The sequence below is a fragment of the Paracoccus stylophorae genome (assembly GCF_028553765.1).
GTDB classification, from domain to species: Bacteria; Pseudomonadota; Alphaproteobacteria; order Rhodobacterales; family Rhodobacteraceae; genus Paracoccus; species Paracoccus stylophorae.
The window spans coordinates 1-11,624 of record NZ_CP067134.1; the positions used below are offsets into that span (position 1 = coordinate 1).

Genomic DNA, 11,624 nt, shown 5'->3' on the forward strand with positions numbered 1-11,624 from the left:
ATGGACGACATCTGGGGGCAGGCATGCGCGGAACTCGAAAAGAGCATCGGCGCCAACAACTTCAACCACTGGATCAAGCCGCTGCGCCTGACTGCCCTTGAGGACGGGGTGGCGCGGTTCGCCAGCCCGACGCGGTTCGTGTCGGACTGGGTCAACCGCCATTTCGCCGGCGACATCATGGGTCAGCTGAACCGCGTCGGGCCGGCCGAAATCGAACGGCTGCGATTCGAGGTCAGCCCCCAGAACGGCGCCGCGCCGCGTCCGCGCAAGCAAGCGCAGCAGGATGCGGATGCCGCGGATGCGCCGTCGGCACGCCCCGCCGCGGCCGCGCAGGCGGCGGGACGGCCGGATCTGTGCGCGCCGCTGGACCCGCGCTATACATTCGCCAATTTCGTCGTCGGCAAGCCGAACGAGCTGGCCCACGCCGCCGCCCGCCGCGTGGCCGAGGGCGGGCCGGTCGGCTTCAACCCGCTGTTCCTGTATGGCGGCGTCGGCCTGGGCAAGACCCATCTGATGCATGCGATCGCGCATGATTACCGGTCGCGCCACCCGCAGGCGCAGGTGCTGTATCTGTCGGCCGAGCAGTTCATGTACCGCTTCGTGCAGGCGCTGCGCGAAAGCACGATCATGGATTTCAAGGGCATGTTCCGCACCGTGCACATGCTGATGGTGGACGACGTCCAGTTCATCGCCGGCAAGGAAAGCACGCAAGAGGAGTTCTTTCACACCTTCAACGCACTGGTCGATCAGGGCAAGCAGATCGTCATTTCAGCCGACCGCGCCCCGGCCGAGATCAAGGGGCTTGAAGAGCGCATCAAGTCGCGCCTGTCCTGCGGCCTGATCGTGGATCTTCACCCCACCACCTACGAGCTGCGCCTGGGCATCCTGCAATCCAAGACCGCCGCCTTCCGCGACAAGCATCCCGAGGTGCGGATCGGCGACGGCGTGCTGGAATTCCTGGCGCACCGCATCAGCACCAATGTCCGCGTGCTGGAAGGCGCGTTGCAGCGCCTGTTCGCCCATGCCAGCCTGCTGCGCCGCGAAATCACGCTGGAGGTGGCGCAGGAATGTCTGGCCGACATCCTGCGCACCAACGACCGCAAGATCAGCATCGACGACATCCAGCGCAAGGTGGCCGAACATTACAACATCCGCCTGGCCGACATGATCGGGCCGAAACGGTCGCGCAACGTTGCCCGGCCGCGCCAGATCGCGATGTATCTGTCGAAACAGCTGACCAGTCGCAGCCTGCCCGATATCGGCCGCCGCTTTGGCGGGCGCGATCACACCACGATCATGCACGGCGTGCGCAAGATCGACGAGCTGGTGACCGAGGATCACGGCCTGGCCGAAGACGTGGCCCTGCTGAAACGTCTTCTGGAAGCCTGACCGCGACCCCGAACGAAATCCTTGTGACCGCCTTGCCGGGCGGTTACAAAACATGTCCGATGGAAACGGCCCCAAGGCCGACAGGGACAGGGAAAAGCGATGAAATTCTCGATCGAGCGCGCCGTTCTGGTCAAAGCCGTCTCGCAGGCCCAATCGGTGGTCGAGCGTCGCAACACCATTCCCATCCTTGCCAACGTGCTGATCGAGGCCGGCGCGGACGATGTCAGCTTTCGCGCCACCGATCTGGACACCGAGGTGGTGGACCGCGCCGCCGCCCAGGTGGAACGGCCCGGCGCCACCACCGTCAGCGCCGTCATGCTGAACGAGATCGCCCGCAAGCTGCCCGACGGGGCGCTGGTCGCCATCACCTCGGACGACGCGGCGGGGCGGCTGAACGTGCAGGCGGGGCGGTCGAATTTCAGCCTCGCGACCCTGCCGCGCGAGGATTTCCCGGTCATGGCCTCGACCGAATACAGCGTGAATTTCAGCGCGCCGGCCAAGGTTCTGCGGCGGCTGTTCGACAAGTCGAAATTCGCCATCTCGACCGAGGAGACGCGCTATTACCTCAACGGCGTCTATCTGCACGTGGCCCAGTCCGAGGAGGGGCCGGCCCTGCGCTGCGTGGCGACCGACGGGCACCGGCTGGCCCGGATCGACGCGCCCCTTCCCGATGGCGCGGCCGAGATGCCGGGCGTGATCGTGCCGCGCAAGACCGTGGCCGAGTTGCGCAAGCTGCTGGATGACGACGACGCCGATATCGCCGTGTCGGTCAGCGACACCAAGGTGCGCTTTGCCACGCCCACGATCACCCTGACCTCGAAGGTGATCGACGGCACCTTCCCCGATTACAGCCGGGTGATCCCGGCCAACAATTCCCGCAAGCTCGAGGTGGACGCGGCGGATTTCGCCCGCGCCGTGGACCGCGTGGCGACCGTCAGCAGCGAACGGTCGCGCGCGGTCAAGCTGGCGCTGGACGCCGACAAGCTGGTCCTGTCCGTAAACGCCCCCGACGCCGGCGCGGCCGAGGAAGAGCTGATCGTGGCCTATGCCGACGATCCGCTGGAGATCGGGTTCAACGCGAAATACCTGCAGGAAATCGCCAGTCAGGTCGATCGCGACAACGCGGTGTTCCTGTTCAACGGCTCGGGCGATGCGGCGCTGATCCGCGAGGGCAGCGATCACAGCGCCGTCTATGTCGTCATGCCGATGCGCGTGTGACGCTGACGCGGCTTTCGCTGGCGCAGTTCCGGTCCTGGCCGCGGCTGGACCTGGACCTGGACCGGCAACCCGTGGCGATCTTCGGCGCGAACGGATCGGGCAAGACCAACATCCTCGAGGCGGTGTCGATGCTGGCGCCGGGGCGCGGGCTGCGCGGCGCGCCGCCGGCCGAACAGGCGCGTCAGGGCAAGGATGCAGGCTGGCGCATCCGGGCGCAGATCGGCGACCGCGCGGTGGAAACCTCAGCCGCGCCCGGCGCGCGCCGCAGCGTTGCCGTCGATGACAAGCCGGCCGTGCAGACCGCCCTGGGCCGGCTGATCCGCATCGTCTGGCTGGTGCCGGCGATGGATCGGCTGTGGACCGATCCGCCCGAAACCCGGCGCCGGTTTCTGGACCGCGTGACATTAAGCCTTGTGCCCGATCACGCCGATGTCGCGCTGACCTATGACAAGGCCATGCGCGAACGAAACCGCCTGCTGCGCGACCAGATCGGCGATGCCGGATGGTATCGCGCGCTGGAATCGCAGATGGCCGAGGCGGGGGCGGCGCTGACGCGCAATCGGCATGAGGCGCTGGACCGGATCATGGCCGCGCAGGACGAGGCCGCGACCGGCTTTCCGGCCGCGCGGCTGGTCCTGCTGCCGGGCGAGGGGCAGGCCGACGATCCCGACGCGGCCAGCATCGCCGACCGGCTGGCCGCGATGCGGCCCCGCGATCTGGCCGCCGGTCGCAGCCTGACCGGCCCCCACCGCGCCGATCTGGGCGCAAGCTGGGGGCCGCAGGACATGCAGGCCGCCCTGTCCTCGACCGGCGAACAGAAGGCGCTGTTGCTGTCGCTGATCCTGGCCAATGCGCGCGCGCTGTCGGACCAGCCGGTCGTGTTGCTGCTGGACGAGGTGGCAGCGCATCTGGACGCCGACCGGCGCGCGCAGCTTTACGACCAGATATGCCTGCTGCCCGCCCAGACGATGCTGACCGGCACCGGATCTGACCTGTTCGACGCGTTCAAGGACCGCGTCCGGCTGCTGGAGATCACGAAGCATGACGGCGCTTCGCGCCTGCGCGATGGTGCGCCATGACCCTGACGCCCGAATCGGTGTGGCTTTACGCCGGGGCCATGGTCGCGATCTGGCTGACGCCGGGTCCGGTCTGGGTGGCGATCATCGCGCGGGCGCTGGCCTCGGGGTTTCGCGGCGTCTGGCCCCTGGGGCTGGGCGTGGCCATCGGCGACGCGATCTGGCCGCTGATCGCCATGTTCGGCCTGTCGGTCGTGCTGGGCCAGCATGCGGCGCTGATGATCGCGCTGCGCTGGATCGCGGCAGCGGTCTTTGTGGGCATGGGGCTGATGCTGCTGCGGCAGGCGAAACACCCCGTCGAACGCGACAGCAGGCTGACGCGGCGGGGACGATGGGCCGGGTTTTCGGCCGGCCTTCTGGCCATCGCCGGCAACCCCAAGGCGGCGCTGTTCTATGTGGGCGTGCTGCCCGGCTTCTTCGACATCGCCCGCATCCGCACCCCCGACGTGCTGGTCATCGTCGCCATGTCGGCCACGATCCCGTTCCTGCTGAACCTGGGCATGGGCGCGGCGGTGGCCGCCGCCCGCACCCGCATCGCCACGCCCACCGGGCTGCGCCGGATGAACCTTGTCTCGGGCGGGCTGCTGATCGCGGTCGGCTGCGTCCTGGCCGCCGAGCGGATCGTGAACGGCTAAAGCAGCCATTCGATGGGCAGCACGTTCAGCACATAGACGGCGATCCGGTCGCGCAGCCCCAGACCGGGCTCGTGCGCGATCAGGTGCGTCTGCCCGTCCGGCCCTTCGGAGCGCCAGATCATCGCCCCGTCCTGCGTCAGCACCGGCTGAAAGCTGCGCGGGATGAGCCGGTCGGTCATCGACCGGGCGCCGGTGGCGGCCAGACGGTCGCTGTCGATCAGAAACCCCATCTCGCAGTTCAGCAGGGCCGAGCGCGGATCGAAGTTGAACGAGCCGATGAAGATCCGCGAATCGTCCACCGAAAACGTCTTGGCATGCAGCGACCCGCCCGACAGGCCCGACGATCCCAGCTCGGCCCGGCCCTGCGGCACGTCCGGCAACGGTTTCAGCTCGAACAGCTTGACCCCGGCCTCAAGCATTTCTCGGCGATACTTGACGTAACCGGCATGAACCATCGGGACATCCGTCGCCTGCCACGAATTCGTCAGGATACGCACCTCGGCCCCGCTTTGCGCCAGCTCGGCAAAGAACCGGGCACCGGTCCGCCCCGGCACGAAATAGGCCGAAATCAGGTCCAGATTGCGGTCCACCTTGCGCAGGATCTGGCCCAGACGCGCGATCATCAGCCCGCTGCGTTCGACGCGCCCGACGCCCTTGGCCGGATCGTCGGCAATCACCTGCACGTCGGTCCATTCAAGCACGGCCTGTCCCTGGCGCAGGCGTTCCGCCGCGGTGCCCTCAAGCTCGGACGCGGCGGGCAGGTTCGCCATCGCCCGGTCCAGCGCGCCGATATCGCCTTGCCCGGCAACGACCTGTTCCAGCGCCAGAACCGGCTGGCTGTTCCAGTATTCGTCGAACACCTCGACCGTGTCGGCGACCACCTTGCCGACGCCCAGAACGTCCAGATCCAGATAGCCCGGCACATCGCCCACGGCGAAATATTCATCGCCGATATTGCGCCCGCCCACGATCGCGGCCGCGCCGTCCACGATGAACGCCTTGTTGTGCATCCGGCGGTTCATGCGCAGCGGATACAGCACATAGCCCAGCCATTTCGGCCGGCGCACGGTCGAGGGGTTGAACAGCCGCACGTTGAAGGTCGGCATGGCATTCAGCGCCGCCAGCACCGGGTCCATCGCGTCGATGCCGTTATCGTCCAGCAGCAGGCGCACCCGCACCCCGCGCTGCGCCGCGCGCCGCAGCGCATCCAGCAGCAGCATTCCCGACACATCGTCGTGCCAGATGTAATACATCGCGTCGATGCTGCGTTCGGCGGCGTCGGCCAGACGCAACCGGCTGCGCAGCGCGGCGCGCCCGTCGGACAGCTTCATGACGCCGCTTTCGCCGGGATGCTGGCCCCGCGCCTCTTCCGCGCGCTGTCCCAGTTGCGTCGTCGCATCCGCCGACAGCGCCTGTTCGGGCACCCTGTCGGCCGTGTCGGGCACCGAAAACAGCAGCCGGCCGGCCAGCCACGCCAGGATCAGGACCAGCAGACCCGCCACAAGCCATTTCAGCCATGTCATCGCACGCTCCTGCCACCGGGTATCCGCAATCTTTCACGCCGGGCGGGGGTTACGCAAGAAAACCGGCAATCACGACCCGTCGCCCGGAAAAATCGTGTCTTTGCCGTGACTTTGCCGCCGCGACGGCATATATCGACACAGGAACGACAGGAACGATTTCACATGACCGACGCAGCCCCGCATCCCGCCGAATACGGCGCCGATTCCATCAAGGTTCTCAAGGGACTGGAGGCGGTGCGCAAACGGCCTGGCATGTATATCGGCGACACCGACGACGGCAGCGGCCTGCACCACATGGTCTATGAGGTGGTCGATAACGGCATCGACGAGGCGCTGGCCGGTCATGCCGACTATGTGAAGGTCAAGATCCACGCCGACAGCAGCGTGTCGGTGCGCGACAATGGCCGCGGAATCCCCGTGGACATGCACAGATCCGAAGGCGTCAGCGCGGCCGAGGTCATCATGACCCAACTGCATGCCGGGGGGAAGTTCGACCAGAACAGCTACAAGGTCTCGGGCGGGTTGCACGGGGTCGGCGTGTCGGTCGTGAACGCGCTGTCGGACTGGCTGGAACTGCGCATCTGGCGCAATGGCAAGGAACATTTCGTCCGGTTCGAACACGGCGACACGGTCGAGCCGCTGCGCGTCGTGGGCGATGCGGGCGGCGAAACCGGGACCGAGGTGCGCTTTCTTGCCTCGTCCAGGGAAACCAGCCCCAACGGCACGTTCAGCAATCTGGACTATCACTTCAAGACGCTGGAAAACCGGCTGCGCGAGCTGGCCTTCCTGAACAGCGGCGTCCGCATCATCCTTGAGGATGCGCGCCACGCCGAGGTGCAGACGACCGAACTGTTCTACGAAGGCGGGGTGCGCGAGTTCGTCAAGTACCTCGACCGCTCGAAAACCCCGGTCATGGCCGAGCCGATCTTCATCACCGGCGAAAAGAACGGCATCGGGGTCGAGGTGGCGATGTGGTGGAACGACAGCTATCACGAATCGGTTCTGCCCTTCACCAACAACATCCCGCAGCGCGACGGCGGCACCCACATGGCCGGGTTTCGCGGCGCGCTGACGCGGGTGATCCAGAAATACGCCCAGGACAGCGGCATCGCCAAGCGCGAGAAGGTCGATTTCACCGGCGACGACGCGCGCGAAGGGCTGACCTGCGTGCTGTCGGTTAAGGTGCCCGATCCGAAATTCTCAAGCCAGACCAAGGACAAGCTGGTCAGCTCCGAGGTGCGTCCGGCGGTCGAGGGGCTGGTGGGCGAGAAACTGTCCGAATGGTTCGAGGAAAACCCGCCCGAAGCCCGCCAGATCGTCGGCAAGATCGTCGAGGCGGCGCTGGCGCGCGAGGCGGCGCGCAAGGCGCGCGAACTGACCCGGCGCAAGACGGCGATGGATGTGGCGTCCCTGCCCGGCAAGCTGGCCGACTGTCAGGAAAAGGACCCGGCGCTGTCGGAACTGTTCATCGTCGAGGGTGACAGCGCCGGCGGATCGGCCAAGCAGGGCCGGTCGCGCAAGAATCAGGCGGTGCTGCCCTTGCGCGGCAAGATCCTGAACGTGGAACGGGCGCGGTTCGACCGGATGCTGGGCAGCGACCAGATCGGCACGCTGATCACCGCGCTTGGCACCGGGATCGGCCGCGACGAGTTCGACCTGAACAAGCTGCGCTATCACAAGATCATCATCATGACCGACGCCGACGTGGACGGCGCCCATATCCGCACGCTGCTGCTGACATTCTTCTTCCGCCAGATGCCGGAACTGATCGAGGGCGGGCATCTGTATATCGCGCAGCCGCCGCTGTACAAGGTCGGGCGCGGCCGGTCCGAGGTCTATCTGAAGAACGAGGCCGCGCTGGAGGATTACCTGGTCCAGCAGGGGATCGAGGGGGCGGCGCTGCGCCTTGGATCGGGCGAGGATATCAGCGGCAACGACCTGGCCCGCGTGGTGGAGGAAGGGCGGGTCGTGCGCCGCATCCTGCGCGCCTATCCGACGCATTATCCGCCCCATATCATCGAACAGGCCGCGATTGCGGGCGCGCTGGTGCCGGGACGGATCGACGCCGACGCGCAGGGCGTGGCCGACGACATCGCCGCCCGGCTGGACATGATCGCGGCGGAATACGAACGCGGCTGGATCGGCCGGCCGACGCAGGATGGCGGCATCAGCCTGTCGCGGACCCTGCGCGGGGTCGAGGAGGTGCGCGTTCTGGACGGCCAGATGCTGCGCAGCGCCGAAAGCCGGCGGCTGGCCGAGATGACGCAGGCGTTGCAGGATATCTATGCCCGACCCGCGCGGCTGATCCGCAAGGATCGCGACCAGCCGATCCACGGCCCGCTGAGCCTGCTGACCGCCATCTTCATGGAGGGCGAAAAGGGTCTGTCGCTGCAACGCTACAAGGGTCTGGGCGAGATGAATCCCGACCAGCTGTGGGAAACCACGCTGGACCCGGCCGCGCGCACGCTGATGCAGGTGCGGATCGAGGACGTGTCCGAAGCCGAGGATCTGTTCACCAAGCTGATGGGCGACGTGGTCGAACCGCGCCGCGAATTCATCCAACAGAACGCGCTCAGCGTCGCCAATCTGGACATCTGACCGCGCAGGCGCGCCGGCCCTAGCGCGGCGGCGGAATCGCGCGGGACCAACCCGTCGCGCCCGCCTGTCGGCCCAGCCCGTCCAGGCCGGTCACCCGCCAGCGCGTGACCGGACGCGGCAACAGCATTGCCGACAGCGTGGTCTGGGCTTCGACGACTGTGCCGTCGCCGCCCGCCGGCACATATTCCAGCAGATAGCGCTGCGGCGGCGGGCCCTGCACCCCACGGCGCCAGTGCAGCGAGATGCGCCCGGACGCAAAGACCGTGTGCCGGTGGGGAACGGGCGCGGAGGTTGGCCCGGCGTCGATCGGCAATTCGGCCAGTTCCGCCTGCCGGGCCTCGGCGCCGCCCACATCCATCGCCACGCTGTACCACGCCTGCGCCCGTGGCAGATCGCGCGCGACGCCCTGCCCCAGTTCGAACAGCTGGCCCAGGAAATAGGCGGCGCGCGCGTTGCCCTGCAGCGCGGCCAGTTCGTAATCCACGACCGCGTCCCCGATCTGCGCCTGCTCGGCCGCCAGCGCGCGCGACAGCAACTGCGCCGGATCGGGTTCTGGCGTGACGGAGACAGGCGGCGGCAGCGACGGCGCGGCAGGCTGTGGCGCGGGTTGGGGCGCGGGTTCGGGCGCGGGCGCAGTGTCGGCGCTCGTGTCCAACGCGGCCTCGACCGCCGTGGCGGCCACCGTTGGCGCGAGGGCTTCCCCGTCAGCCGGCAGGGGGCGCGGCCACAGAACATAGCTGCCGATGGCTGCGGCGGACAGCCCCGCGATCAGCAGCAGCACCGTCGGCCCGCCGCGGCGGTCCGGGTTGCGCGACAGGATCGCCGTCGCCGGATCGGCACGCAGCGTTCCGTCCGCCGCGACTGCAGCGGCAGCGGCAGCGAGTCGCGGCGGCGGGTCCTTGGCGGGCGTTTTGTCCGGGTTCTTCCTGTCCCAGCTTGGCCGCGTGACCGGCAGGCCGATCTCGGCGGTGCCCGGGTCCAGCACGCTGGCCCGCAGCAACTCGACATCGACGCAATCGCGCCCGTCCCGCGCCGCCTCGTAAAGGGCGCGTTCGGCGAAATGGTCCACAAAGCGCGGCGCGCCCTCCGACAGGTCGAACAGCATCCGCAAGGCATCGCGGTCGAAGGGCAGCTCCGCATCGCCGGAATAGCCCGCTGCGGACAGCCGCTGCCGCAGATAGGCCGGGATCTCGTCCGGGGTCAGCGGGTGCAGGCGGATGTTGTGCGGATCCGGTTCGCCATCAATCTGCGCCGACGCCAGCATGGCGGGCAGGCTGTCGTCCCCGACCAGAACCAGGCCGGCACCGGGACGCGCGGACGCGATGCAGGCGACCCGCTCGCACAGCGTTGCCGTCATGGCCTGCGCGTCGTCGACGATCAGAAGCCGATCTTGCGGCCCATCCGACGCCATCGCGTCCAATGCCTGCGCCAGATCGCCGGGCCGATTGGCGGTGTGACAGACCGGGCCCTTCCGCGTCGCTGCTGCATGGCGTTCCGCGAATGACTGGATCAGCGCCGTCTTGCCGGTGCCGGGCGCGGCGGTCAGCAGGATCAGCGGCAATCCCCACGCCACCGCCCGGTCAAGCTGGGCCAGCGCCGCGCGGCATCCGGCGGACAGATACAGATCGCCCGTGGCCGCCGGCGCACGGAATGCGCGGCTCAGCTGCGGCGGAATGGCGGTTTTCGTTTCGCAAGCCTCGGGCTGTACCACGGCGAACCCTTTACGCATTGCACTGAACAAACCGGCCCCGACACCATCTTCGCACTCATCGTCCCGCGCCGAACGCCCGGGTCACAGCGGATATCCGAACCGGCGCGCGGTCTGCCAGAAACGGCTGTTCAGCTCGGCCAGCCGGACAAGCGTGTCGTCGATCTCGGCGATGGCATCGGTGTCGATGGGGTTCATCTGGCCCACGCGGATGCCGCTTTTGCGGTCGGCGATGCGCATCAGGATCGTGCTGGTGCTGCCGTTTTCGGGGTCGAACGCATAGATGCAGTGGTTATAGCGGTTGCGCAGCCCGGACAGGCGCGACATCTCTCGGCCCAGGGCCAGGACGGCGTCGCGTTCCTCGGGCTTGACGCGTGGCATCTTTGCCAGACGCTCGACCAGGTCCAGCCGGGCGCGCGCGGTGTTCAGCGTCAGAAAGATGATGACGGCCGTTTCCTTGTCGCACCCGGCCAGACCCGCGATGAAGTGGATCAGCAGGCTTTCGGTATTGGTCCAGCTGTAGTTCAGCTTTCCGATCTTCAGCAGGAAGTCGTTGAACTCGTCCGACCTAGCGCTGTCTTGGATCTGCATGGGCCAATACCCTGTCGGCCAGGTTCGACAGATACCAGTTGGCGGCACCTGTGCGGTTCGGGACACCCAGCTTGATGAAGATGTTGTGGCTGTGCAGCTTGACCGTGTGGATGGACAACCCAAGCGTGTCGGCGATGGTCTTGTTCTGCGCGCCCTCGGCGATCATCGGCAGGATCTCAAGCTCGCGGGGGGTCAGCCGCTCGCCGCCGCGCGAATCGGGTTCGGGCGTCTCGGCCACCGGATCGGCCTGCGGCTGGACCGCTCGCCCCGATCCCCGCGAAGCCGATTCGACGGGCACATAGTGATAGCCGGACAGCAGCAGTCGCAGGATCGAAAACCAGATATCGACCTGCGCATCCATTCGCAGCGCGCTGACCGGCGCGTGGCGCGGAACGGCGTTCAGCCGGTCGATCACGCTGGCCCCGCTGCAGGCCACGGCAGTCTGCGTGTCGGGCAGGCGGCGCTGAAAAATCTCGATCATGTTTTCCAGATTTTCAACGTCTTCATGGATAATGACGACACGCGGCGCCGTTTCATGCGCAAGCACGATATTCGCATCGGTCACACGCTCGAAATGAATATCGCCAAAATCGTGTTTCAACAGTTTCAATAATCTGTCCGAGAATTGAAACGAGGACCCGACGAATACCACAACCGGCAAATCAGCGCCGTCGGCCGGCCCTGCGCCGTTATACATCACAGTCATTTCAGTAACCCCCCAAGAAAACCAAAGGCAATTGAATTGCCCTAACCGTTTATATGCGCCAAAGCGCTACTCCCCCCTAGCGGATACAGGCTAGCCTTCCTGCGCCGGCATTTCCAGTTTTTTCGTGACCACAGGCTGAATTAACAGGTGCAACCCGCGCGCCATAACTTGCGGCCATAT

General features: G+C 67.0%; 9 protein-coding genes. 5 read left to right on the plus strand and 4 right to left on the minus strand.

Features of this window, described 5'->3' with window-relative positions:
- From dnaA to JHW45_RS00020, 4 genes are all read left to right on the plus strand, one after another.
- A complete protein-coding gene (dnaA, locus tag JHW45_RS00005; RefSeq protein WP_473087553.1) occupies positions 1-1,389 on the plus strand; it encodes a chromosomal replication initiator protein DnaA in 1,389 nt (462 codons plus the stop codon).
- A gap of 99 nt (positions 1,390-1,488) precedes the next feature.
- Positions 1,489-2,607 (plus strand): DNA polymerase III subunit beta, encoded by a 1,119-nt coding sequence (gene dnaN, locus JHW45_RS00010; RefSeq protein ID WP_272858938.1) that lies wholly within the window; start codon positions 1,489-1,491, stop codon positions 2,605-2,607.
- Positions 2,604-3,686, plus strand: coding sequence for a DNA replication/repair protein RecF (recF, locus tag JHW45_RS00015; RefSeq protein WP_272858939.1), 1,083 nt, complete (start codon positions 2,604-2,606; stop codon positions 3,684-3,686). The genes dnaN and recF overlap by 4 nt, the downstream gene beginning before the upstream one ends.
- Positions 3,683-4,318, plus strand: a complete 636-nt coding sequence (locus JHW45_RS00020; RefSeq protein WP_272858940.1) for a LysE family translocator — start codon at positions 3,683-3,685, stop codon at positions 4,316-4,318. The genes recF and JHW45_RS00020 overlap by 4 nt, the downstream gene beginning before the upstream one ends.
- Here the strand turns inward: JHW45_RS00020 and JHW45_RS00025 are convergent.
- Complete coding sequence (locus JHW45_RS00025; protein WP_272858941.1) at positions 4,315-5,841, minus strand: phospholipase D-like domain-containing protein; 1,527 nt, start codon at positions 5,839-5,841, stop codon at positions 4,315-4,317. The two genes, JHW45_RS00020 and JHW45_RS00025, sit on opposite strands and share 4 nt — an antisense overlap.
- Before the next feature lie 162 nt (positions 5,842-6,003).
- Here JHW45_RS00025 and gyrB point away from each other — a divergent pair, with 162 nt between their 5' ends.
- Positions 6,004-8,439, plus strand: a complete 2,436-nt coding sequence (gyrB, locus tag JHW45_RS00030) for a DNA topoisomerase (ATP-hydrolyzing) subunit B (RefSeq protein WP_272858942.1) — start codon at positions 6,004-6,006, stop codon at positions 8,437-8,439.
- A 19-nt stretch (positions 8,440-8,458) separates the two neighbouring features.
- Here the strand turns inward: gyrB and JHW45_RS00035 are convergent, their stop codons facing one another.
- The 3 genes from JHW45_RS00035 to JHW45_RS00045 form a co-directional block, all read right to left on the minus strand.
- Complete coding sequence (locus tag JHW45_RS00035; protein ID WP_272858943.1) at positions 8,459-10,150, minus strand: hypothetical protein; 1,692 nt, start codon at positions 10,148-10,150, stop codon at positions 8,459-8,461.
- Between the two features lie 81 nt (positions 10,151-10,231).
- Positions 10,232-10,738: a hypothetical protein gene (locus tag JHW45_RS00040; protein ID WP_272858944.1), complete on the minus strand. Its 507-nt coding sequence runs from the start codon at positions 10,736-10,738 to the stop codon at positions 10,232-10,234.
- Complete coding sequence (locus JHW45_RS00045) at positions 10,716-11,435, minus strand: helix-turn-helix transcriptional regulator (RefSeq protein WP_272858945.1); 720 nt, start codon at positions 11,433-11,435, stop codon at positions 10,716-10,718. Before JHW45_RS00045 ends, JHW45_RS00040 begins: the two co-directional genes overlap by 23 nt.
- Between the last annotated feature and the right edge of the window lie 189 nt (positions 11,436-11,624).